Source organism: Megasphaera sp. MJR8396C (genome assembly GCF_001546855.1).
GTDB lineage: Bacteria > Bacillota > Negativicutes > Veillonellales > Megasphaeraceae > Megasphaera.
In genome coordinates this window covers 1-23,514 of sequence record NZ_KQ958210.1, presented here as the reverse complement: position 1 = coordinate 23,514, position 23,514 = coordinate 1, and the positions used below count along the sequence as shown (strand labels likewise).

The 23,514-nt window shown below is 53.8% G+C and carries 19 protein-coding genes; 3 read left to right on the top strand and 16 right to left on the bottom strand.

Annotated elements, in window-relative coordinates; all coding sequences use genetic code 11:
• Positions 1-19 precede the first annotated feature (19 nt).
• From HMPREF3201_RS10830 to aroD, 3 genes are read left to right on the top strand one after another with little or no spacing between them, the layout of a single operon-like run.
• Complete coding sequence (locus HMPREF3201_RS10830) at positions 20-898, top strand: shikimate dehydrogenase (protein WP_062413076.1); 879 nt, start codon at positions 20-22, stop codon at positions 896-898.
• 26 nt (positions 899-924) lie between these two features.
• A complete protein-coding gene (locus tag HMPREF3201_RS10825) occupies positions 925-2,133 on the top strand; it encodes an MFS transporter (RefSeq protein ID WP_062413075.1) in 1,209 nt (402 codons plus the stop codon).
• 12 nt (positions 2,134-2,145) lie between these two features.
• Positions 2,146-2,892, top strand: coding sequence for a type I 3-dehydroquinate dehydratase (gene aroD, locus HMPREF3201_RS10820; protein WP_062413074.1), 747 nt, complete (start codon positions 2,146-2,148; stop codon positions 2,890-2,892).
• A 90-nt stretch (positions 2,893-2,982) separates the two neighbouring features.
• Here aroD and HMPREF3201_RS10815 read toward each other — a convergent pair whose 3' ends face one another.
• The 16 genes from HMPREF3201_RS10815 to HMPREF3201_RS10735 form a co-directional block, all read right to left on the bottom strand.
• Complete coding sequence (locus HMPREF3201_RS10815; protein ID WP_062413073.1) at positions 2,983-3,486, bottom strand: shikimate kinase; 504 nt, start codon at positions 3,484-3,486, stop codon at positions 2,983-2,985.
• Positions 3,476-4,309 (bottom strand): shikimate dehydrogenase family protein, encoded by an 834-nt coding sequence (locus tag HMPREF3201_RS10810; protein WP_062413072.1) that lies wholly within the window; start codon positions 4,307-4,309, stop codon positions 3,476-3,478. Before HMPREF3201_RS10810 ends, HMPREF3201_RS10815 begins: the two co-directional genes overlap by 11 nt.
• Positions 4,310-5,161: a prephenate dehydratase gene (gene pheA, locus HMPREF3201_RS10805; protein ID WP_062413071.1), complete on the bottom strand. Its 852-nt coding sequence runs from the start codon at positions 5,159-5,161 to the stop codon at positions 4,310-4,312.
• Positions 5,161-6,252 carry a chorismate synthase gene (gene aroC / locus HMPREF3201_RS10800; RefSeq protein ID WP_062413070.1) on the bottom strand — a complete coding sequence of 364 codons (1,092 nt, stop codon included), beginning with the start codon at positions 6,250-6,252 and terminating at the stop codon, positions 5,161-5,163. The genes pheA and aroC overlap by 1 nt, the downstream gene beginning before the upstream one ends.
• Before the next feature lies 1 nt (position 6,253).
• Entirely contained in the window at positions 6,254-7,540 is a 1,287-nt protein-coding gene (aroA, locus tag HMPREF3201_RS10795; RefSeq protein ID WP_062413069.1) for a 3-phosphoshikimate 1-carboxyvinyltransferase, read from the bottom strand.
• Entirely contained in the window at positions 7,537-8,610 is a 1,074-nt protein-coding gene (gene aroB, locus HMPREF3201_RS10790; RefSeq protein ID WP_062413068.1) for a 3-dehydroquinate synthase, read from the bottom strand. Before aroB ends, aroA begins: the two co-directional genes overlap by 4 nt.
• Complete coding sequence (locus HMPREF3201_RS10785) at positions 8,591-9,478, bottom strand: prephenate dehydrogenase (RefSeq protein WP_062413067.1); 888 nt, start codon at positions 9,476-9,478, stop codon at positions 8,591-8,593. The genes aroB and HMPREF3201_RS10785 overlap by 20 nt, the downstream gene beginning before the upstream one ends.
• Positions 9,479-9,495: 17 nt before the next feature.
• On the bottom strand, positions 9,496-10,518 hold the full coding sequence (gene aroF, locus HMPREF3201_RS10780; RefSeq protein WP_062413066.1) for a 3-deoxy-7-phosphoheptulonate synthase: 1,023 nt from the start codon (positions 10,516-10,518) through the stop codon (positions 9,496-9,498).
• A gap of 424 nt (positions 10,519-10,942) precedes the next feature.
• A complete protein-coding gene (locus tag HMPREF3201_RS10775; RefSeq protein ID WP_062413065.1) occupies positions 10,943-11,848 on the bottom strand; it encodes a polysaccharide deacetylase family protein in 906 nt (301 codons plus the stop codon).
• A gap of 4 nt (positions 11,849-11,852) precedes the next feature.
• Positions 11,853-12,641 (bottom strand): selenium cofactor biosynthesis protein YqeC, encoded by a 789-nt coding sequence (yqeC, locus tag HMPREF3201_RS10770; RefSeq protein ID WP_062413064.1) that lies wholly within the window; start codon positions 12,639-12,641, stop codon positions 11,853-11,855.
• A gap of 22 nt (positions 12,642-12,663) precedes the next feature.
• Complete coding sequence (locus HMPREF3201_RS10765) at positions 12,664-13,473, bottom strand: FAD binding domain-containing protein (RefSeq protein ID WP_062413113.1); 810 nt, start codon at positions 13,471-13,473, stop codon at positions 12,664-12,666.
• A gap of 20 nt (positions 13,474-13,493) precedes the next feature.
• On the bottom strand, positions 13,494-14,222 hold the full coding sequence (locus HMPREF3201_RS10760; protein ID WP_062413063.1) for a suppressor of fused domain protein: 729 nt from the start codon (positions 14,220-14,222) through the stop codon (positions 13,494-13,496).
• 568 nt (positions 14,223-14,790) lie between these two features.
• Entirely contained in the window at positions 14,791-15,675 is an 885-nt protein-coding gene (sdaAA, locus tag HMPREF3201_RS10750) for an L-serine ammonia-lyase, iron-sulfur-dependent, subunit alpha (RefSeq protein ID WP_062413061.1), read from the bottom strand.
• 10 nt (positions 15,676-15,685) lie between these two features.
• Positions 15,686-16,345 carry an L-serine ammonia-lyase, iron-sulfur-dependent subunit beta gene (gene sdaAB / locus HMPREF3201_RS10745; protein WP_062413060.1) on the bottom strand — a complete coding sequence of 220 codons (660 nt, stop codon included), beginning with the start codon at positions 16,343-16,345 and terminating at the stop codon, positions 15,686-15,688.
• A 14-nt stretch (positions 16,346-16,359) separates the two neighbouring features.
• Entirely contained in the window at positions 16,360-20,001 is a 3,642-nt protein-coding gene (gene addA / locus HMPREF3201_RS10740) for a helicase-exonuclease AddAB subunit AddA (RefSeq protein WP_062413059.1), read from the bottom strand.
• Complete coding sequence (locus tag HMPREF3201_RS10735) at positions 19,988-23,395, bottom strand: PD-(D/E)XK nuclease family protein (RefSeq protein ID WP_062413058.1); 3,408 nt, start codon at positions 23,393-23,395, stop codon at positions 19,988-19,990. Before HMPREF3201_RS10735 ends, addA begins: the two co-directional genes overlap by 14 nt.
• Positions 23,396-23,514: the final 119 nt, after the last annotated feature.

The following is a 23,514-nucleotide window of genomic DNA, read 5'->3' as shown; positions in this document are numbered from 1 at the left end:
CAACAGGAGGATTTTTATCATGGGTAAAATTGCAGTTACAGAACGAGTTACAGGTCATACGGAATTAATCGGTCTCATCGCTTATCCGATTCGCCACAGCATGTCGCCGACAATGCATAATGAAGCTTTCAAAAAATTGGGCCTCGATTATGTCTATGTCTGCTTTGAAGTCGACAACTCGACGCTGGAAGATACGGTAAAAGGCCTTCGTGCCATGAAAGTCCGCGGCTGGAACGTTTCCATGCCCAACAAGGGACCGATCACGAAGTACCTCGACAAATTGTCGCCGGCTTCACAGATCATCGGTGCCTGCAATACCGTCGTCAACGATAACGGCGTCCTGACCGGTACCATCACCGACGGTATCGGCGCTATGCAGGCCCTCAAAGATGAAGGCGTTGAATACGTCGGCAAAAAAATGGTCGTCATCGGTGCCGGCGGCGCTGCAACGGCTATCCAGGTTCAGGCAGCCCTCGACGGCGTTCGTGAACTGACGATTTTCAACCTCGACGATGAATTCTTTGCCCGCGGCGAAGAAACGGTCAAAAAACTCCGCGAACGGACGGACTGCATCGTCAACATTTACCACCTCGAAGACCATGCGAAATTGAAAGAAGAATTGGACAGCGCCGACATCCTCATCGACAGCTCTTCGTGCGGCATGAAACCCCTCGAAGACGTCGTCGCTCTTCCGGATAAATCCTACCTCCGCCCGGATCTGGTCGTCATGGATACGGTCTATGCTCCGCGTCAGACGAAATTGATGAGATGGTGCGACGAAGTCGGCTGCAAAAACTTCAACGGCCTGGGCATGATGCTTTATCAGGGCGCCGCTGCCTTCAAACTTTGGACAGGCAAAGAAATGCCGGTAGACTTCATTAAAGACGTTCTTTTCTAATCATCAGGTAAAGGAGACATCTATTCATGGAACAGACACATTCCTATCGCCCCTTATGCCTTAGCCTGTATCTGAACTACTTTGTACACGGCATTGGCGTCATCGTACTCGCCCAAAATATGGATGCCCTGGCAGCTCGCTGGGGCAGCATTGCCGACGTCGCCTGGGTCATTTCTATGCTCGGCATCGGCCGCCTCATCGTCTTATTCGTATCGGGCAAATTATCGGATAAATACGGCCGCAAGCCCTTTGTCCTCTTGGGCATGGTTACCTACGCTGCCTTCTTCGTCGGCATCCTGCTCAGTCCGACATCGGCTGTCGCCTGCGTCTTCGGCATTCTCGCCGGGATCGCCAACTCCTTCCTCGATGCCGGGACCTATCCAGCCCTCATCGAATCCTATCCGGAAAGCGCCAGCACGGTTACGGTTCTCTTGAAAGCCTTCATTTCGGCAGGCCAATTCCTCCTGCCCCTGTTCATCGGCATCTTAGTTTCTATGCACGCTTGGTACGGCTGGTCCTTCATTGTCGCCGCCGTTATCTTGGCCCTCAACATCCCGGTCATGATGAAACTGAGCTTTCCGTCTATGAATCCTGTAAAAGAAGCACAGGAAGAAGGCAAGGATACGGCAGCTGCTTCTTGGATTCCTAAATCCAAGTGGTACCTCGAAGGCATTTGCTTCGTCCTCTACGGTTATATCTCGCAGGCTACGTTCTACCTCATCAGCCAGTGGCTCACCAAATACGGCGCCGCTGTTGCTCAGATGTCGGACATGGCTGCCCGTTCGCTCATGAGTTATTATTCCGTCGGCTCCCTGGCCTGCGTCTTCTTCACGGCCATCATCACCAAGAAAGGGATTCGTCCGATTACCCTGCTCGTCGCCTATACCTTCATTTCTACCCTTTCCATCAGCGGTCTCTACTTCATGCCTTCGAGCACGTTAGCTCCGATTCTGTCGTTCATCGTCGGCTTTTCGGCTGCTGGCGGCGTCATGCAGCTCGGCCTGGTCATGATGACCGAAATGTTCCCCAAGGGAAAAGGCACGATGACCGGTATCTTCTACACCACAGGCTCCATTGCTTCCTTTACGATTCCCGTCATCACCGGCTATATGGCTGACAGCGGCATCAACAGCATCATGGGCCTCGATGCCGCCATCGCTCTGGCAGGCTTCATCATTGCCTGCATCATCTACGTACGCTACAATAGTGTCATGAAAGAAAAAGCCACTGCATAGGAGGATTTAAATATGGTTAAAATTGGCAATGTCAACCTCGATAACGGAATGCCTAAAATCTGCGTTCCCATCGTCGGCCACACCGTCGACGAACTCGTTCAAGAATGCCGCTATCTCCAAGATAAAATTTACGACGTCGTCGAACTCCGTATCGACTTCTTAAAGGACGTAACGTCCCTCGACGCCGTCGGCGAAGCACTTTCCGCTGTCCGTCGGGAACTTCCCAACGGCGCCATCCTGTTCACCTTCCGTACCAAGGAGGAAGGCGGTGAAACAGCCGTTCCGGAAGCGTACTACTTCGACCTCATCAACTACGCCATCGAAAGCGGTAAAGTCGATGCCGTCGACATCGAATACTTCCGCAGCCGCGAAAGCATCGAAAAAACGTTGGCCGTCGCCAAAGCCCACAGCGTCACGGTCGTCATGAGCAACCATGACTTCGACAAGACGCCGTCCTTCGATGAAATCACCGAACGTTTAATCGGCATGAAAAAGATCGGCGCCGACGTCGCAAAATTGGCCTGCATGCCGAATTCTGCAAAAGACGTCCTGACCCTTTTGTCGGCAACGGAAGCCGTAAAATCGCAGTATCCGGATGAACCGATCATCACCATGTCCATGGGTAAACTCGGTGCCGTCAGCCGTATTAGCGGTGAAATCTTCGGCTCAGCCCTGACCTTTGGCTCTGCCAAAAAAGCATCGGCTCCGGGCCAGATTGAAGTCACCATGCTGCAGCAAATCTTACGGACGCTTCACTAATAGCGGTATCGTAAACAAAATTTCCAACAACCTCTATAAACAGCGGTCCCTCATGAATCAGATTCATGAGGGACCGCTGTTTTCTATTTATTAAATATTTTCGATCAAGGCTTCAAAATCATCGAGAACTTCTTCGATCGTCCTATCGTTGGCAATGTGATAGTCAGCCGCCTGTCGGTATAAGGAAATGCGTTCGTCGTAGAGGTCGTACACTTTCTTCTTGCCGTCTTTTAAGAGGGGTCTCGTCGAGACATCAACGTCGCTGACGATGTCATCGGGAGAACGATCGAGAAAAAAGACGATCCCCGTCTGTTTAAATATCTCAATATTTTCCGAGCGCTTGATGACGCCGCCGCCGCAGGCGACGACCGTCCCTTCTTTGGCTGCTAAAGCTTTGCTGGCCCGTACTTCGGCATCGCGGAAGCAGTCTTCACTGACAGCAAAGAGTTCGGGAATCGTTTTTCCTTCTTGGGCCACGATGACGTCGTCGGCATCGTAAAATTTCCGCCCCAGCCGCTGGGCTAAGGCCTGTCCGAAAGTCGTCTTGCCGCTGCCGGGCATGCCGATGATAATGATGTTCTGTTTATTTTTCATAATAATGTTCCATCTCCCTTGCAATTTGTTCAATCACGTTCGATGCAATATCCTGATCCATCCAAATTTCTTCAGAACCAATGGCCTGAGCGACGAGCATGTACATGCCGTTCAAGGTCCTGGCCCCGTGGCGTTTGGCAGCCTGCAGGATGCAGGTATCTTTCGGGTTGTACACGATATCGACGACGGCCGGGAATCGGGCGATAGCCCCTTCCGATATGGGACAGCCGTCAATATTGGGAAACATGCCGACAGGCGTACAGTTGACCAGGAGATCACCGCGACCAGACAGTTCAAAGGTATGATAATCGATGATGTTGACCCCGATGTGTTTCGTAAAAGCCTCGAATTCCGACTTCGAGTGGGGATGCCTCGATACGACGACGATGGATTTCGCCCCGTAATCGAAGAGATACTGAATGATGGCCCGGGCCCCTCCGCCGGACCCGAGGACGACACAGTCCTTATCTTTTACGGAGATGCCGGCATGAGCCAACGACCGGCCGAAACCGCAGTAATCTGTATTGTATCCGAAGGTACCGTGGTCCGTAAAATGAATCGTATTGACGGCGCCGATGATGCGGGCTTCCCGAGAAATATCCGTCAAATAAGGCATGACGTCGAGTTTATACGGAATGGTGACATTGGCCCCGGTATAACCTTCACGGCGAAGGCGCTGCAGTTCATTGGGGATGTCGTTGCGGTCCATTTCTAAGACGCCGTAGCGAGATCGGTCCTGAACTTGTAAGATGCGAAACAGTTTGTCGTGGATTGCCGGAGAAGCCGTATGGCCCAGCTTGGCTCCGATGACGCCTAACTTCATCTAAATCCCTCCTCGGTCGGATACATAATTCCCTAGAATTTTAAAGTAGTTACAGTTTTCTGCCAGATTGCGAAGCACCCGAGCCGTTGCCGGATCGCTTAGATTTCCCATGACATCGATATGGAAAAAGTATTCAAAGGGCCTGCCTTTAAGGGGCCGCGACTCCAAGTGCGTCATATTCATGCCGTTGTAGAAAAAGTAGCCCAAGACGTGATACAAGGCCCCGGGGCGGTGCTGGGTCGTCAGGACCAAAGTGATTTTATCGGCGCCCGGCACTTCTTCCCGGTCAGAAGTAATGATGAAAAAACGAGTATAGTTCTGCCTATTGTCATTGATCGATTCGGCCAGCACGTCGAGGCCGTACATCCCGGCTGCCGTCCGATTGGCAATGGCCCCAATGTGGGGATTTTTCATTTCCCGGACCTTTTCGGCACTCTCTGACGTGCTGAAATAAGGGTGAAGCTGCCAATCTTCATGGCGCTTTAGATAATTCCGACACTGATGAAAGCCCTGGATATGGGAGTAAACCTCGCGGAGCTCGTCAATGGATGTCCCCGGCAATCCGAGCAGGCAATGGTCTATCTTGACGTATTTTTCTCCGACGATACAGCAGTCATAGCGATGGATAAAATCATAGACATCGGTGATGCCGCCCGTCGAGGAATTTTCAATGGGCAAGACGCCGTAGCGGACCTTCCTCGAGGACACGGCTTGGACGACGTCTTCAAAATGAGGGTAATAGGCCGCCTCAAACTCCCGGTCATGGAAATAGAGATTCATGGCTTCATCCGTATAGGATCCGGGCCTTCCGAAACAAGCGATACCCAGCTTCTCCTCCCCTGCATCCTCCATTACAGACACCGCCCTTTCGCCGACAGCCAGACGTCGAGAATGGCCCAGGCCGCAGCCGCTTCGACGACGGGAACGGCCCGTTGGACGATGCACGGATCGTGGCGCCCTTTGATGACCAATTGGCAGTTTTCCTGCGTATCCGTATCGATGGTATCCTGGCTCTGACTGATGGACGACGTCGGTTTAACGGCCAGGCGGAAGATAAGGGGCATGCCGTTGGTAATGCCGCCGTTAATGCCGCCGTTGTGATTGGTCTTGGTCTTTACGACGCCATCATCGTAATAGAAAGCATCGTTGGCCTGTGAGCCTCGAAGGCCGGTCAAAGCAAAACCGTCGCCAAACTCGATGCCTTTTACGGCCGGAACGGAGAACATCATGTGACTGATACAGCTTTCGACAGAATCGAAAAAGGGATCGCCGAGGCCCGCCGGAAGGCCGGTGACCATGCATTCGATGACGCCGCCGACGGAATCGAGGTCGTTTTTCGCAGCCACGATTCGTTCCTCCATCTTCGCCGCCTGTTCCTTATCGAGGACGGGAAGGGTTTCCCCTTTTAAGGCCTGCAGGGTAGCCGTCGATTCCCCGAGAGGCGAAAAGCCCTTGTCGGTGACGTCGGCCAGGTGCAGGATATGGGATCCGATGACGACACCTTGACTGGCCAGAATCTGGGAGGCGATGGCACCAGCAAAGACCAAGGGCGCCGTCAAGCGACCGGAAAAGTGACCGCCGCCACGGTAGTCATTGAAGCCGCCATAGCGGATTTTTCCGGAATAATCGGCATGGCCGGGGCGCATGATGTGGCGCAGCTGATCGTAATCCTGGGAATGCTGGTCGCCGTTGCGGATCATGGCACATAAAGGCGTCCCCGTCGTATGACCGTTAAAAAATCCGCTTTGGATTTCAAAGGCATCTTTTTCCGAACGCGTCGTCGACAGTTTATTCTTCCCCGGTGCCCGCCGGGCCATTTCCTGGTTGACGGCATCCCAGTCGATGGCGACGCCCGCCGGAAGTCCGTCCAGGACGGCTCCGATAGAGACGCCATGGGATTCCCCGAAAATCGTAAGTCCGAGGGTCTGTCCAAAGGTATTCATCTTATCCTTCCTCCTTTTCAATCATACCGCCCAAGGTCTCGAAATCCTTCCAGAAGTCAGGATAAGATTTACGGACGCATTCGGCGCCTTCAATACGCAGGGGCTGACGGCAGCGCTGGGAGGCCACGGCCAGGGCCATGGCGATGCGGTGGTCATTCCAGCCGCTGACGGTGCCGCCGGTAAAGCCGTCGACGCCGTGAATGATGAGGCCTTCTGCTTCTTCTTCGACGTCGCCGCCGATTTTATTAAGCTCTGTGGCCATGGCGTGCAGGCGGTCACATTCTTTAAGGCGAACCCGGCCGGCGTGAACGATGCGGGTAATCCCTTTGGCACAAGAGGCCAGTACGGTCAGGACCGGCACCAGATCCGGGCAGTCCTGGACGTCGATGACCCGGCCGACGAGGTCCGACGGGCAGGCCGTCAATTCCGTCTTGCCCTCGATTTGGCCGCCCATGTCGCGGATGAGGGATACGATGACTTCATCGCCCTGAGAAGAGTGCTGGCGAAGGCCGGTGCAGCAGACGGCCCTGCCCAAGGTCCCTGCCGAGAGCCAGAAGGCGGCTTGAGAGTAATCCCCTTCGACGGTGTACGTTCCCGGCCGGTAGGACTGATTGCCGGCGATGCGGTACGAACCGTCCCATTCTTTATCGATGACGACGCCGTGCTGGCGCAGGCAATCGATGGTCATGTCGACGTAGCTCGCCGATTCCAGCGGCGTCGTGCTGCGAAGGCGCGAATCGCCGTCGAGGAGGGGCAAGGTCATGAGCAGGCCCGAAAAAAACTGAGAGCTCACATCGCCTTGCAGGGCGTAGGTTCCAGCTTCAAGGCGACCTTCTACGGTGAGGGGTAGGCCGCCTTCGGTCGTCTCATAGGCAATGCTCTTTTCATCAAAGAGGTTGTAATACGGGGTCAGCGGCCGTTTGGCTAATCGGCCTCGCCCGGAAAAAGTACAGCGGTTACCACTTAATACAGCGACGGGAACCAGGAATCGCAGGGTCGACCCCGATTCGTTGGCGTCGACGGCTAAGGTTCCGGGCCGTTTCTGTAATCCCCCCTGCACGAGGTACGCCGATCTTCCGGGATGGGCCGAAGGCGCTGGTGTAATCTTGGCGCCGAGGGCGTTCAAGATATGGCACGTCGCTTCGATATCCTGAGATAAGGAGATATTGTCGACCAGGCTCTCACCGTCTGCCAGGGCTGCGCAAATGAGGTCGCGATGACCGATGCTCTTGGAAGACGGAGCTTCTACCGTCCCTTGCAAGGCCTGTGGTTTAATGGTTACATTCATGGAGCGACCTTCTTTCGGATGTATTTCGGCAGTTCTTCTGCCTCGAGGGGAAGCAGTCTTCCCTTGCCGATTTCTTTCAAAATGATGAGCGTCATGTGATTGCCCCGCATCTTCTTGTCATTACTGATATAGGGGATGAGGTCTTCTGCCGAGGCATCGACGTCGACGGGCAGGCCGTAGCGGATAAGGAGCTTGCGCAGCCGTGCCGTCGTACCCTCTTTCGTAAGGCCCATCGCTTCGGTGACGCCGGTCAGCATCGACATGCCAGCAGCGACGCCTTCGCCGTGAGTATAACGGCCAAAACCGTAACAGCCTTCGATGGCATGGCCAATGGTATGGCCGAAGTTTAAAATCATGCGTTCCCCCATGTCGAGGACGTCTCGTTCGACGAGGTCGGCTTTACTCTTACAGCAACGTTCGATGATTTCTTCCCAGTGGTCAAAAATCCCTTCATCATCGAGACCTTCGAGGAGTTCGAAGAGTTCTAAATCGCGGATGCAGCCGTATTTAATGACTTCCCCCATGCCGTCGTGGATAAATCGTTTCGGCAGCGTCTGCAGCAGGGTCGGGTCGATGAGAACGCCTTTGGGCTGATAAAAGTTACCGGCCTGGTTCTTGCCGCTCGGCAAGTCGATGCCGACCTTCCCGCCGACGCTGCTGTCGACCTGGGAAATGATGGTCGTCGGAATCTGGATGAAAGGAATGCCCCGCAAAAAGGTCGCTGCCGCAAAGCCTCCTAAGTCGCCGACGACGCCGCCGCCAAAGGCGATGACATAGTCGCTGCGGGTAATCCCCGAATCGGACAGGGACTGATATAAGTCGAGGAGCGAAGAGGCACATTTATGTTCTTCTCCAGCCGGAAATACCAAGCGATGGACCCGAAAGCCTGCCGTCTGCAGGGAATTTTCCAGGCGCTTTCCATAGAGGGCGTCGACGTGAGAATCGGTAATGACCGCCAAGGTCTTTGACTTGGTCAGGCTGCGGATGTAATCACCGGCCCGGTCGAGGAGTCCATTTTCAATATGAATATCATACGAATCTTTTCCTAATTCAACGTGAATGTGTTTCATAAACTAAGTCCCTTCTCCGCGCAGCGGCTTGCTGTAAAAATCGGGTCATCCCTTCGGCATCTTCATCGGACAACATCGTCGAAAAATCAGTTAAGGCCTTCCGGAAGCAATCGATTTCATGTACGAGGTTCTCTTTATTGGCCAAGAACAGGCTGGTCCACAAGGCGGCATTGATATCGGCTACGCGGGTGCCGTCGCGAAAACTGCCGGCCACGAAGTATTTGGTCATCGGATCCATCGATTCGCTGTTGACCAGGGCCGTCGCCAAGACGTGGGGCAGGCAGCTGGTATAGGCAATGAATCGATCGTGTTTTTCCGGCGATACGCGAACGACATGGGCACAGCCAAGGGCCATGGCCATACTGGTAACGGCCAGAAGGTGGTTTTCCTTGTTCTCCGGCATAGGCACGAGGATATAATTGGCATTATTAAAAATATCGGCACTGGCCATGGCATAGCCTTTCCCTTCCCGACCGGCCATGGGATGACCGGGAATGAAGTCGACGCCTTCCGGTAACAGCGCCTTAATGGCATCGGCCGTATCGCCCTTGATGCCAGCCACGTCGGTTACGATCGTCCCGGGAGCAAAGCAAGTCTTATGCTCCGCCAAAAAGCGAATCATGACGGCTGTCGCCGTACAGAAAATAATCATCCTGGCCCGCCGCAAAGCTGTACTCCCCGTCGTATACACCTCGTCGACCATCCCTTCCTGCTTGGCTTTTTGAAGGGCCTTTTCATCGGTATCGACAGCGATGATATGCTTCGTTCCGATGCGCCGCAGGCCCCGGGCGAAGGAGCCGCCCATGAGGCCCAGTCCGATGATGGCCACCGTCTCGTTCGTATTAAAACCACTAGCTTCCGTATCCATTACACTCCCTGCTTTCCTTATAATTCTCGTCCGACAATGGGCGCTAATTTACGAAGCGAATCCATCAGATCCGTAAACATGGCCGGCGTAATCGACTGAGCCCCGTCACACAACGCCTTGTCGGGATTATTGTGTACTTCAATCATCAGTCCGTCAGCACCAGCAGCCACGGCCGCTCTGGCTAAATCAGCCACCATCCAGCGTTTCCCTGTCGCATGACTGGGATCGACGACGATAGGCAAATGGCTTTGCCGCTTGACGGCAAGGACGGCGCTTAAATCCAGCGTATTGCGGGTGTAGGTCTCAAAGGTCCGAATGCCGCGTTCACAGAGGATGACGTTGCGGTTGCCTTCAGCCATGATGTATTCCGCGGACATGAGCCATTCTTCGATGGTCGCGCTGAGTCCTCTTTTTAATAAGACCGGTTTTCTCGTCTTGCCGACTTCCCGAAGGAGGTCGAAGTTCTGCATATTGCGGGCCCCGATCTGGATGATATCGACGCCGTCTTCCAGGAATACCGGCAGTTTGTCGGCCGACATGATTTCGGTAATGACCGGAAGTTTAGCCTTACGACCGGCATTTCTCAGCATATCGAGGCCCTTGTTGCCCAGCCCCTGGAAAGAGTACGGCGACGTCCGCGGTTTAAAAGCGCCGCCGCGAAGGACAGCGGCTCCGGATTTAGCTACGTCACAAGCGACGCCTTCGATCTGTTCCGGCGTTTCAATCGAGCAGGGACCGGCAATGACGGCCAGTTTTTTACCACCAATGGTCACGCCGCTATTGCCGATCGGGATAACCGAATCTTGAGGATGGAAGGCACGGCTGGCTCTTTTATATGGGACTTCGACACGCATGACTTTATCAACGAATTCATAGCTTTGGACTTGTTCCACATCGATGACGGCCGTATTGCCGACAAGGCCCATCACCGTCTGTCGGGTGCCTTTACTGATATCGATCTGCATTCCCTTGGCTTTCAGACTGTCCATTAATGGTTTTACTTCTTCTTTTGTCGTATTTGCTTTCAACACAATAATCATTGGCGTGTCTCCTCCCTTTCCATAAAAAAAAGCAGGCTCCCATGAGCCTGCTTCTAAAAAGCTTTATTTCTCGCCTGTTATCCGCGCCTTGCTTATCCGGCTAGAGCCGGCTTTAACGGAACAGATGGAAGTCTCCTCATGTCTACATCGGTCATATTGAATTCGTTGTACCAAAAATAGCCAGCGCTAAAATACAGGTAGCCCCAGCCAAAATAAGTAAAGACGTATTCAATTGCCTGACGTAAGCATGGCATGTTCATAATGATCTCCTCATTTAAAAATTCGTTGTCGTCATTGTATACCTCAACGAGATAGTTGTCAAGGCTAAAAAAACAAGGATTCTCTGTATAGATATGAGAATCCTTGTAGATAATCGTTTAACTAGCCGTTATTTTACATACTTTATACACATACCTTGCATGCTCTACCAAGATGGCGGGATGGCTGTCGTGACGACGCGGAAGGTATAACCGCGGTCTTTTAAAAGCTTAATGATAGCCGGCAGGGCGTCAACGGTTGCACCGTGGCCGGAGGCATCATGCATGAGGATGACCAGATGGCGGTGAAGGTACGGCCGCAGTTCGAGCTGCTGTTTAATGTTCTCAACGGCTTTGCCGGCAGATTTTCCGGTCCCGTCGGCATCGCCGGTCAAGGCATTCCAACCGACTTCAACGTAGCCCAGCTGTTCAATGGCCGGCCAGAAAGCATCGGTAAAGTGACCTTTCGTTCCGCCCGGCGCGCGGGAAATAATCGGCCGGACGCCGATGACGTTATAAATCGCCTCTTCGGTCTGCATCATTTCATCGATGTACGCCGTCGGAGACTGGTATAATTTTTTATAATCATGGGTATAAGAATGAAGGCCCATGGCATTTCCTGATTGATAGATCTGCTTGACCACATCGGGATAGCGAGCGACATTTTGACCGGTCAGGAAAAAAGTAGCCTTTATATTTTCCTTTTTCAGGATTTCCAGGATACGAGGTGTATTCTTATCGTTCGGTCCGTCATCAAAGGTCAGATACACGACGTTGTCGCCATAGTAATAATCCCGCGTCCCACCGTACGTCGTCGGCAGGCCTTTTTCCTGGCGCTGGCGAGTCGTATATTTATCATAAACCGGTTTATCATTATCGACAGAGGGCAACGAAAAATCGTCGCCGACAAAGGCCACGTCGGGTTTAGAAGAAAAGACTTCTTTTACCGGAGGAACGTGACTTTCTTCCGCCGCAGCAATGACTTCATCGCGGTCGACATTCAATAGAAAGCCCAGGGTAACCAGGGCAGCACACAAAACACAACCAAAAAATAATCTTCCTTTTTGTTTCATTCGTTTACATCCGTTTCTTTCTTACATTATCGTAATTGATATACTGTCGTATCGTGCAGGTTTCTCGATAGCCGTCAGCCAGGACACTGGCCGTAAGGTCGAAGTCTTCGAGATCGTCGAGGAGGGCTTCGGTCATGCGGTGTTGAACGGAATTATAGCCTGTGCAGAAGAGGATGCGCGTACAGCGCGTCCCACGGAATAAGCCGCGCGGGTGCTGGATGAGCTTGGCCAGCATGGCCGGCGTAATGACGGCACCGCAGGGACGTCCCATGATAGCCGCCGCCGTTTCGACGCCTTCTATTTTTTCACCACTGATGACATTGCCTAACATTTGCAGATTGAGGACACCGATGACCGTATCGCAGCTGTCCGGAAGGGGGATATCGTCAGCCAGAGGCGCCTTGAGCCATTTATCGCGGCCGGCATCGCCTTCGATGAGGATATACCAAGCCGGATGGCGCTGCTTGATTTCATCGATGACCTTAGGATCAAGACCGATATAGCAGTCCTGGTCATCAAGGCCGGCAAACCAAGCCGGAACGTGGCCGGACGCAATTCGTTCAGCACAAAAAGCCTCGCCCTTTTCTACATCTTCGGTGCAGATGACGTCAAACGGTTCGACATTGTCGACGCGCGTGCTGTCCATGGGCACGATGCTGCTGACCATCATAGGCAGATGGCCGCCGTGGCCATACGTACCGAGACGCTCTAATACCGTCGTCTTTCCACCGGCGCCTACAATGGCCGTAATGCCAGGCTGCAGCATACGCCGCCAACGATTATCTTTAAACATGAATGAACCCCCTTTTATACGCCTAATTTGCAATATGACGGCTGTATCCCTTCGAAGCCGCTTTAATAAGACCGCGAACCATTTCAATCGTCAAACTCCGCCGTTCGGCTTCCGAGCAGGTTCCGAAATTTCCAAAATCCAATTCTTCACTGGCTAAATGAGCTACATTTTCCTTAACAGCCATGCCCTTTTCCGTCAATTCATCACTGGCTGACCAGGCAATGGCCGCTGCCCCGGGACGACCGCCGACGACGATGCGCCAGGAATCATCCCGCAAAGACGCCGCACCGACCAAATAAGGTTCGTCCGACGGCAGCCGGCGATAGGCCTTATAAGCAGTATACACTTCTTCCCGGGCAATGGAAATACCCGTAACCAATTCTCCCATCGGCGGGCACTGCAGGTAGTCTTCCAAACTCATACGCCCCTTATCCTGAAGCAGGACGTCGACGTGCAGCGACAGGAAAATCGGCAGCAGCACGGAAAAAGCCCCTTTCCCTGAAATGACGCCGCCAAGGGTACCGTAACGCTGAACATCCTTATCGGCAATATCACTGATGGCTCGACTGACGGCTCCACCGGCCAATTTTTGAATGACCGAAGAAATCTTAAGCTGCCATAAGGGCGTCATGGCACCGATGACGATTTCATCGCCTTCATCTTCAATGTAGCTGAGCCCGGCTTTTGATAAATCAACGACCAGCTCATAATGCTCTTTTCTATATTTCAACCCCTGCGCTCCCGCCAGAAAAACAGCGGACGCAGCCTGACGATAGGCATCATAGGCAGCAGCCGGACTGTCGGGAACGAGCGTCGTCGTACTGGTAATCAAATCGTCCAATCCACCTTTCTTTAAGGCCCCCAATCGTCCTCAAGGGCGATATTCGGCCGATCTTTATTGAGCAGGAAAGAACCGCCGCATTCATCGAGCACAGCATCGACTAAACTATCGATACCAATGTCGCTGCACAGGTCCATTTCCTCTTTGTATAAAAGGATGGGCATGAGAAGTTCCACAGTCGTCCCATCGGGCATCTTCACGCCTCCCAGCTGTCCTTCAAACTGAACGATGACCACGCCGGACAGCGCCGTATCCTCAGCAAAAGACTCCGGTTTTTCCCGATTGGGCAATAAAAAGCCATACCCCATCCACACGTCGTGAACGTGGGGAAAGCGCCCCAATTCCATGAGCAGCCAAATCGGCCAGGCCGCCTTATCGTTCAGTGACAGTCCCCGCTCTCGTCGAAACGGCCACCGGGCCGGCAAGATGAGACACAGTTCACTATAGCCTTCGTTCGCCGAAAAAGCTCCCGACGGATAGCGCATGGGCGACGCACTCATGCCCATGGTATGAAGCAGGTAAAAAGGCTCTTCCTCCGTCGGATACAAGATTTCTACATCGATGGCCAGCGGCGTGCCGACGGGATCTCGGAAAACCTGCCAGCGACGGTGAGGAAAAAGGCGGTGGAAATACTGCTGGACGGCCTGTCCGTATTCATGGTGCAGCCCTTTGATCTTTTTCGTATCCGTTAAGGAAAAAAAGCGGGGCCGACAGGCTGTCTGTAACGGTAAGGTATTCATGGAATCTCCCCCCTTTGCGTTATACTCAACTTCATTATAACATAAATATTCCGTCTTTTGGCAACCAAAAAAGGGGCCCCGCAAATGCGAAGCCCCTCTTTCACGATTATGACGATAACCGTTTCAGAGTCGCCAGTCTCCTTGTCGGAGAGATTCCCTGCGGACCGTATCGCCTGTTCAATTGACGGCATATATCATAGCAATAAACCTCAAAATTGTCAACTCAGAGGGACGCAAACTGTCTTGTAAAAGGCTGGACGGTATAGTAAAATAGGAAGTAACGAACCGAACTATATTAACCGCAAAGGGATGACTTACATTGAAGGTACGCTGGGTAGAACTGAATCGTTTCGAAGCTGAATTGATCGTTGAATTTACCTGTCAGCCTAAGGATGCTCCCATTTCTGCCAGCCTATGCCGTATGATTTACCGCCGTCTCGAGGGACAGCCGGCACTTGCACAAAACCGAGCAGATATCAGGGAAAAGGAGTAGTACAGGGAGGGCCGGAAAGACTGCCGTATGGGCAGTCTTTTTTCATTGCCCAAAAATCCCTGCCAACACTCTTTTTTATGCTTCCATGGCCTTTTCCAGCCGGGCCGCAATAGCTTTTCCCGTTTCCGTCCGAGCCAGGCCGCCGTCGGACGTTTCTTTTAAGGCCACCGGCATGATCCGGCCGATTTCAGCCATCGCCGAAATGACTTCATCCGGAGGAATGACGCTCTTGATACCGGCCAAGGCCATTTCAGCAGCCGCCAGGGCTTCCACGGCAAAGACGGCATTTCGCTTGACGCAGGGAACCTCTACGAGCCCGGCAACGGGGTCACAGGCCAGGCCCAAGGTATTTTTCAAGCAGAGGGCGAAGGCCTGTAAAATCATGTCGTTGCTGCCGCCGGCCATCGAGGTCACGGCCGCAGCGGCCATGCCTGCTGCCGTACCGCATTCAGCCTGACAGCCGCCGACGGCGCCGGCAACAGTCGCATTATGAGAGACGACGGCGCCGATACCCGACGCGATAAACAAGGCATTTACCATGGCTTCGCGCGATACGTCGAGGGTCTCAGCGGCAGCCATCATGACCGCCGGAACGATGCCGCAGGAACCGGCCGTCGGGCAGGCGACGATTTTAAACATCTTGGCATTGGCTTCACTGACCGCCAGGGCATAGATAGCCGCCTTGTGGGCCAAGGGCCCCAAGAGGGTCGGCGTGCTTTCAGCCAGCTTATGGGCATCGCCGCCGACGAGGCCGCTGACCGATTTTCCCGGATCACTCATGCCGGCATCGATGGACTCTTGAAAGACATCGAGGCGGCTGTCCATCATAGCCCGTACTTTTTCTTCCACTACTTCCGATGATTCCACTTCATGGCGGACGACGATGTCCGACAGCGTCGTCTGTTCCTTTTCAGCCAGGGACAGCAGGTCATGAAGGCTGTTGTATTCATATTTATACATCTTATCCCTCCTAAATAGGCCGCAAGGTCACGACGCTTTCAATGGCCGTAATGTTTTCAATCATATGCACGATTTCCGGCGGTACGGCACTATCGGTGCAGACAATCATGACCGCCGTTGCATTCTTGGCACTGCGGAACACGCGCATATTCGATACGTTGATATGGCCGATGGCCAGGACCGTCGTCGCCTGGGCGATGATGCCCGGCTGGTCGCGATGGACCGTAATCAAGGTATGTTCTTCCCCATTTAAAGCGACGTCGGCTCTGTTTATTTCACGAATTTCGATTTTGCCGCCGCCGAGAGAGACGCCAAGGACTTCGACCTGTCGTCCCGAGGCCCCGGTCATGGCAATGCGCACCGTATTCGGGTGGTGGACCTCTTCATCGGAACGATGAAAATCGATATCGAGTCCCGCTTCTTTGGCCAGTTCGAAGGACGTACGCAAGCGAACATCGTCTGCCGAAAAGCCGAGCAGGCCGGCGACGAGGGCCCTATCCGTGCCATGGCCTTTGTAGGTTTTGGCAAAGGAACCGTAGACGGTAATGACGGCTTTTTTCGGCTCGTCTTTCAAAATCTCCCGGGCCATGAGACCGATGCGGGCAGCCCCGGCCGTATGGGAGCTGGAGGGTCCGATCATAACCGGCCCGACAACATCAAAAACACCCATGAAAAAACCTCCTTTTAAATCATAATTTCACGCTGTAAATGAAAACTATAGATATAGGTTTCCCGGACGGGAATCCCGGTAATCTGCTCCACAGCTTGTTTATACAAATCCAGCTGGATGGCATAGCGTTCTTTAAAGTCACGATCGCTTTCCAACCGGTCCGACTTATAGTCGACGAGAACCCAGCCGTCGTCTTCACGGAATAAACAGTCGATGATGCCTTGAATCAAAAAGCGTTCCCCGTCTTCGATGTCCGGCAGGGCGCCGCCGGCTAACAGGACCGTAAAGGGATATTCACGATGCAGCTCCGGTGAAGCCGCCATCCGTCGTCCCAGTTCAGACCGCCAAAAAGAAGCTAAGACTGGAATATATATCAGTGACGATTCTTCCGGACTGAAGGTCCCTCGCTGCACAAAGGCCGCCAGTTCCCGGCGAAGGGACCCTTCCGTATGATCGGCAGCCGGCGTGATGTACTGCATCGCTTTATGAAGGGCCGTACCACGCTGAGCTCCGCTGACGTGATCTTCATCGGAGGCCAGCCATGGCGGCAGGTCTTCAAAGGGATTCTCGACCGCTGTCTCCGGCGGAAGAATGGCTTCCGGCGGAAGAATGGCTTCCGGTGAAAGGGCCAAGCCCTTTTCTTCCGCCAGTTCTTCGCTCTGCAGTTCGTGGTACTTGCGCTTTACTTCAGATACTGAAAACTTGGCAGCTGTCGTGACGGCCTTTGGGAAGGCATACTGCCAGGATAACTGGCGATCGAGCCAATCGGGAATGGCCGTATCGGTCATATCACCGCGCCGCAGAGCTTCTAACCTAGGTTCCCCGGACAGCACTTCTGCTGTCAGTCCAGGAGCCGGTTCCGGCGAGACGATGCGAAGCTTCCAGCGGTCGCCCTGCCAGGACGCGCCGGCTCGGATCGTTTCGGCATTGACCTCATTTCCAAAGTAGGCTGCCACCGTCGGCATGACCCAGTCAAAGTATGAATTCCCCTGGGCCGGATCGAGTCCGTCAGCCCAGCGGCTCCAATGATCGGCCGCTTTGGAATCGTGACCGATCAAGATCAGTTGATCCCGAGCCCGGGTCATGGCTACATAGAGCACCCGTTCTTCCTCGGCCGTTCCTTCCCAGCGGAGTTTGGCTTCGATACCGCTCCAGATGAGGGTCGGATAAAACATTCGCCACGCCGAATCGTACTGTTTAAGGCCGATGCCCAGCTCATTGTGAAAGAGGATCGGTTCATGAAGATCCATGCGGTTGAATTCTTTCCCCATATCGGCGACGATGACGACGGGAAACTCGAGGCCTTTGCTCTGATGAATGCTCATGATGCGGACGACGTCTTCTTTTTCACTGACTACCTTGGCCGGTGCCAGGTCGAGGCCGTCTTCCATCATCTTATCGATGAGCTGTAAGTAGCGGAACAGGCCGCGGAACCCGGCATCTTCATATTGCTGCGCCCGATCATAGAGGGCTTTCAGGTTAGCCTGACGAAGGTCACCGCCGGGCATGGCCGCGACGAAGTCGACGTAAGCCGTATCGGCATAGAGCCGCTGAATGAGTTCCGCCACGCCTTGACGGCGGCTGTACGTGCGCCATTCTTCAAAATGACTTATAAAATCGTCGATATCTTCTTTTAAGGGATCCGAATCGTCAAGGGAATCGGAAAAGACCGGCAGATTCTGCCACAGTGTCCCGTCGCCACAGAGGCGCAGTTCGGCTAAGGCCGTCTCATCGAGACCGACCAGAGGTGAACGCAGGACGGCGGCCATGGGCAAATCCTGCTCCGGATTATCGATGCAGCGCAGAAGGGCCAGCATGACCTGGACTTCAACGGCGGCAAAATAGCCGCCTCGCTGCTCGGCATAGGACGGAATCCCTCGTTCCTGCAAGGCCTGAATCAATTTATCGGCTTTATTTTTCATGGACCGGACGAGGATGACGATATGGCGATAGGATAAGGGTTCCAAGGTCCCGTCTTTTCGGGCGGCCATCTTTCCGCTTTCCAAGAGTTCGCCGATGCGGGAAGCCACAAAACGGGCCTCTTGTTCAAAGGCCGTCAAGCCTTCATTGTCGCCGGATGTATCGACCAGGTCGACTTCCGTCGGGCCGCCCAGCCAGGATGGATCATCGGGTGCCGTCCGACCGGCATAGAGCCTTTCCCTTTCTCCATAATCCATCCCGGCTGCATCCATCGTCATGGCCCGGGAAAAGACGTCGTTTACGGCATCGAGAACAAGTGGTACACTGCGGAAGTTCCGTCCTAAGTCGATACAGCGCTGATGGGCCTCGGCCTCGCGGCTGAAGGTGCGGTATTTATCCATGAACAGCGTCGGATCGGCCAGGCGGAAGCGATAGATACTCTGCTTGATATCGCCTACCATGAAGCGATTGTCGTCGGATGAAACGAGGCGGGCAATCAATTCCTGTACGCCGTTCGTATCCTGATACTCGTCGATGAGGACTTCCTCATACTGGCTTCTCAGTTCTTCGGCTGCCGCCGAACGCACGGGGTTATCCGGCGTTGCCTCGGGGCTGAGGAGGATTTTTAAGCACAGGTGCTCGAGATCACTGAAGTCAATCCAGCCCTTTTCCCGTTTCGCCTTCGAAAAGGCCTGGGCAAAATCTAAAGTCAGGGTGACCAGTCCATCCATGATCGTTTTCATGGCCCGGATTCCATCGAGCCACTCTTCAGACGACGCCGAAAAATAGACGGGCTGCAGCGTTTTCGTAAGGTCTTTCTTGACGCTGTCCCGAAGGGCCTTGCACTGCTCCCAAATGGCCTTGTCGTCGTCATCTAAGCCGCGCAGCGTCTTTAAACGGGAAAATTCAACGGCATTGATGCGGCATCTCAGATCATCCCAACGCTTTTCACCAGCAGCCGCTTTTAACGCTACCTGTTCCGCTGAAAACTGGTCACAAGCCGCCGAAAAATCATCCCGTTGGCGCAGATGATACAAAGCTCTTTCATAGAGGGCGATATCTTTTTTAAGGATTCGCTGCACGAAATCTTTGACCGGCTGTACCCAGGGAAGGTCATCGATCGTCGTGTCAGGCCCCGTTTCATAGGCCATGGCCGACGATTTCAACCAATGTTCCGGCCAGGCCAGGCTCCGGGCATAGGTATACATGCGGCTCACCGTATCCATCAGGACATCATCGCCGCGGTCACTGCCGAACATATCGGCCAAGGGATAGAGGATGGAAGCTTTTTCCTCGTCTTCGTAGTACGACAAAAAGACATCGGACAGTACTTGACGGCGCAGGAGGTTCAATTCTTCCTGACCAGCAATGGAAAAGGTCGGGTCCAGGTCAATGGTATAGAAATATTTGCGAATGACGTACTGACAGAAGGAATGAAGGGTCGAAATGTGAGCCGACGGCAATAAGGCCAGCTGCCGTTCGATACGCGGATCCTTGGTCTCTGACAAAGCCTTCATCAATGCCTGTCCGACACGGTCCCGCATTTCGGCCGCCGCCGCGTTGGTGAAGGTAACGACCAAGAGTTCCGTAATGTCGATGGGATACGTCTTATCCAACAGGCGGCGGATAATGCGCTCGACCAGGACGGCCGTCTTCCCCGAGCCGGCAGCTGCCGACAGGAGCAGCGTTTGTTTTCGGCTGTCAATGGCCTCCTGCTGTTCATCAGTCCATGCCATGGTCCTCACCTCCTCTGTCAAAAATAGTACGTATCATCTCATCCGTATCTTCCTTCTCGGCAGCATCGTAGGTATTGCCGGTCATGGAAAGATCGAAGCGGCAGACGGCCCGATACGGGCAGTACTGGCAAGGCGTCTGCTGTTTCAGCATGACCGGATGAATGGAAATATCGCCATCGCCGATGCCGCCGGCCAGTTCCTGCAGCTTTTGAGAAGCCCAGGTCAGGAGGTGGCTCCAACCGGCTTCGTCGTAAATCGACTTCGACTGATCACTTAAGGTCCCGTCTTTCTTCAATCGTAAGTTCAAAAAGTCCGAAAAGCCCTCCATGGAGCGATCCAACTCTTTCATGACGTCGCCATCATTGAGGTAAAACCCAGTCAGCTTGCCTTTGGCATCGTACTGCTTCTTCTTATCGGCCTCGTCGATGCGGTACGACAACGACACTTTATCATTGCGGACGTAACAGTAGAGTACAGCCGCCGGAACGGCACCGTCGCCAATATTGAGGAGGGCGACGAACATGTAGGTCAAGAGCTGCAGTTCAAGGCCCATAAAAATCTGACTGATATCGAGCTGTTTCCGCCCCGATTTATAATCGATGACGACGACGTAGGTCCGATCGTCCTGACGCAGCATATCGATGCGGTCGATCTGGCCGGTAACGACGACGTCGAGACCACTTTTTAAGGTAAAATGAAGGGCTTCCCAAGGACTTCCGGGCCGGCCGAAGGATTTTTCAAGGCCCGTCATCCGGAATCCCGAAGCGGCACTGAAGGCACAGAGATGGCGGACCGTACGAGTCAGGGTTTGAATGAGCCGTTCTTTAATCTGCGAAAAGTAGGCGTTCGACATCAGGATGTCATGCTGAACCTGCGGCGCCAGCTCATCCGTCGCCTGGCGGCAAATAACCGGCACCTCGTCATCAGGAATATCCTGCCACTGCTTCTTTTCCCGAAGCAGCTTTTCACCGATGATGCGCAGCGCCCCATGGACGAGCATCCCCAGATCAGGCGCCGCAAACTGATATCGGCGCCGTTCTTCCAGATTGAGTCCATAGCGGGAAAAATAAGCAAAGGGACAGTTCCGGTACTGTTCAAATTTCGTAACCGACCCTCGCAGCACGCCGTCGGGTGCAAATAAGCGGCGTACGAGGTTGGCTGGCAGGGTAACCGGTAAATTCGTATGGAAGAGGCCCTGCACAGCCCGTACGGCCTGGTGACGCCAGCCCTTTTGCCAAGCCCAATCGTAGAGGGCCCACCAGGTATCGTCTACGGTCTGACCGTCGAGGGCCGGACGCAGTTGACCGGGCAAGTAATGAAGTCCTGCCGGCAGAGCCAGGACAGGCTTTTCCTCCTTAGAAAAATCCATCGCATCATCGCGACGAAGGATATCCGCCACATAGCCTTTATCACAGAGCTGATGAATCCATGACGATTTTTCCACGGCACTGCCGTCATCGTCGGCGACCATATAGGAAAGGACGAAGCTTTCACTGGCCCGTGTGGCGGCCAAATAGAACAGGAACCGTTCCTGGAAAGAGCGGAACCGGCTGCCCGGCCCGAGAACGATACCGAGGTCCGCCAGACTGCGCCGTTCCTTATCACTGAACAGCCCTTCTTCACTACTGTGCTGGGGAAAAATCCCGTCGTTGACGCCGCATAAAAAGACGACCGGCGCCTGCATCGTATAGCCTCGTTCGACGGACGTAAGGGTTACATGATCCAAGGTCGGCGGGATGAGGCTGAATTTGAGCGTCGCCAACCCGCCTTCAATGATCTGAGAAAATTCGTCGATATCGGTCACATCGTCGCCGCAGAAGTCGACGATTTCCGTGAGAAAGTCCATGATGCGCTTCCACACCTGTTCGTGTTCTTTTCCGGCTTCGGTCTGCCCTGCGGCTTCATCGTCTTCCTGCCAGCGGGCCAGGGCCTCCGGAACACCGAGCGTCCGCAGCCATTGGTACAGCAAGGTACACCAGTCGCGAAGACTATGTACGTCTTGGGCTTCCTCCCAGGCCGGCATCAAAATATCCCGAACAGCTTGGCAAATATCCTGGATCCGTTGCAGCTGAGCTTCTTCCCGCTCTTCAATGATGGCCTGACCTTCATGGCGGCGGCCATAATTCCACGTCTTTCCACTCAGCCAATGATAGCCCTGAATGCCGTAGGCCAGACAATAGTTTTCCAAATCATCGACGTCGTGACGGCTGATGGGAAAGAGGTCGCTTTTGAGCAGGCGGAACAAGGCCTCATGAGACCAGCGTGTACGAAAGACACTGAGCAGGGCCGAAATGGCTTCCGCTGCGGGATGACTTGTCATCGGTCTCCGATAATCGCTGAAACAGGGAATCCCGTAGCGGCGAAAGATGCGTTCCATCCGATTATGGTACATTTCACTCGACCGGGCCAGGATGAGAAAATCACGGAACCGCCGCCCTTTACGGCACTGGCGGAGGATTTCCCAGGCGATACTTTCGATTTCGCCGTCCTTATCCTGACATTCCCACACAGAGAGGGCCGATACCGGGTGCGACTGTTCCGCTGGGACAACCTGGAAGAAATCACGCTGGAAGGCCGTCAAAGCCGTCGGCGGCGGCTCGGGAACGACGGCCGTTTCCAAGTGCGGAAAGAGGCGCTGTAAATCACGGTATACCTCATACGCCCGATGGAAGAGTGCCGTTTCCCGCCGCTGCTGCAACAGGTGGTCGGCATCAATAGTCAGGGTAATCGTTAAATGATCGGTCACCGCCTCGATTTGTTGTAAGATATTCATCTGCTGCGGCGTAAACCATTGAAAACCATCAACCCAAACGCGGGCTCCCTGTAAAAAAGGATCCTTGTCAACGGCCTTGGCCAACAGGGTCATGGTATCATCGGCCGAGCCAAAATGGTCGCTTAAAAAGGCCTGATACATATCATATAATAAGGCCATATCCTGCAATTTATGGGACAAGGTCGTACTAGAAACAGCGTCAGCCGCCTTGCGAAGCGTATCGGAAGACACACAGAAAGAACGGCATTCCCCTAGAAACCGGCCAGCCGTATCGGCAAAATTCGGCTGTCTGGCTGCCGTCTGCAGCAGGGAAAAATCCTTTTCGCCCTTATGGAGCAGGCGCTGTAAAATAATCTTCCGGGCCAATTCCGACAACGAGGCATGAGAAAGTCCCTGCTCTTGGAACACATTATAGGCCAGGCGGGAAAAACCGACGACCTGCGTTCCGACAAAACCACGGCCTTTAGCGTGTTCTGCCAACCGCCGTTCAGCGCCGTATGTCGCCTGGTCCGGGACCAGGAGCATCGCCTTGCCGCCGGCCGCTTCCCAAGCCTGCAGTTCATTAAAACATTGGGATGACTTACCGTTTCCGGCCTTGCCCATTAAAATGGTAACTGCCATAAAAGTGCCTCCTTACGCCAATCTGATCTACCCTTATTATACCCGATTTCCACTGGAAAAGAACAGATAAAGTATCTGTCCCGCGCCTGACAAATCAAAACCACCAGTTTAACTGGTGG

Bases quoted from the DNA above. Each gene is read 5' to 3' on its own strand.
- HMPREF3201_RS10830 (WP_062413076.1), top strand. From the start codon at position 20: ATGGGTAAAATTGCAGTTACAGAACGAGTTACAGGTCATACGGAATTA.
- HMPREF3201_RS10825 (WP_062413075.1), top strand. From the start codon at position 925: ATGGAACAGACACATTCCTATCGCCCCTTATGCCTTAGCCTGTATCTG.
- aroD (WP_062413074.1), top strand. From the start codon at position 2,146: ATGGTTAAAATTGGCAATGTCAACCTCGATAACGGAATGCCTAAAATC.
- HMPREF3201_RS10815 (WP_062413073.1), bottom strand. From the start codon at position 3,486: ATGAAAAATAAACAGAACATCATTATCATCGGCATGCCCGGCAGCGGC.
- HMPREF3201_RS10810 (WP_062413072.1), bottom strand. From the start codon at position 4,309: ATGAAGTTAGGCGTCATCGGAGCCAAGCTGGGCCATACGGCTTCTCCG.
- pheA (WP_062413071.1), bottom strand. From the start codon at position 5,161: ATGGAGGATGCAGGGGAGGAGAAGCTGGGTATCGCTTGTTTCGGAAGG.
- aroC (WP_062413070.1), bottom strand. From the start codon at position 6,252: ATGAATACCTTTGGACAGACCCTCGGACTTACGATTTTCGGGGAATCC.
- aroA (WP_062413069.1), bottom strand. From the start codon at position 7,540: ATGAATGTAACCATTAAACCACAGGCCTTGCAAGGGACGGTAGAAGCT.
- aroB (WP_062413068.1), bottom strand. From the start codon at position 8,610: ATGAAACACATTCACGTTGAATTAGGAAAAGATTCGTATGATATTCAT.
- HMPREF3201_RS10785 (WP_062413067.1), bottom strand. From the start codon at position 9,478: ATGGATACGGAAGCTAGTGGTTTTAATACGAACGAGACGGTGGCCATC.
- aroF (WP_062413066.1), bottom strand. From the start codon at position 10,518: ATGATTATTGTGTTGAAAGCAAATACGACAAAAGAAGAAGTAAAACCA.
- HMPREF3201_RS10775 (WP_062413065.1), bottom strand. From the start codon at position 11,848: ATGAAACAAAAAGGAAGATTATTTTTTGGTTGTGTTTTGTGTGCTGCC.
- yqeC (WP_062413064.1), bottom strand. From the start codon at position 12,641: ATGTTTAAAGATAATCGTTGGCGGCGTATGCTGCAGCCTGGCATTACG.
- HMPREF3201_RS10760 (WP_062413063.1), bottom strand. From the start codon at position 14,222: ATGAATACCTTACCGTTACAGACAGCCTGTCGGCCCCGCTTTTTTTCC.
- sdaAA (WP_062413061.1), bottom strand. From the start codon at position 15,675: ATGTATAAATATGAATACAACAGCCTTCATGACCTGCTGTCCCTGGCT.
- sdaAB (WP_062413060.1), bottom strand. From the start codon at position 16,345: ATGGGTGTTTTTGATGTTGTCGGGCCGGTTATGATCGGACCCTCCAGC.
- addA (WP_062413059.1), bottom strand. From the start codon at position 20,001: ATGGCATGGACTGATGAACAGCAGGAGGCCATTGACAGCCGAAAACAA.
- HMPREF3201_RS10735 (WP_062413058.1), bottom strand. From the start codon at position 23,395: ATGGCAGTTACCATTTTAATGGGCAAGGCCGGAAACGGTAAGTCATCC.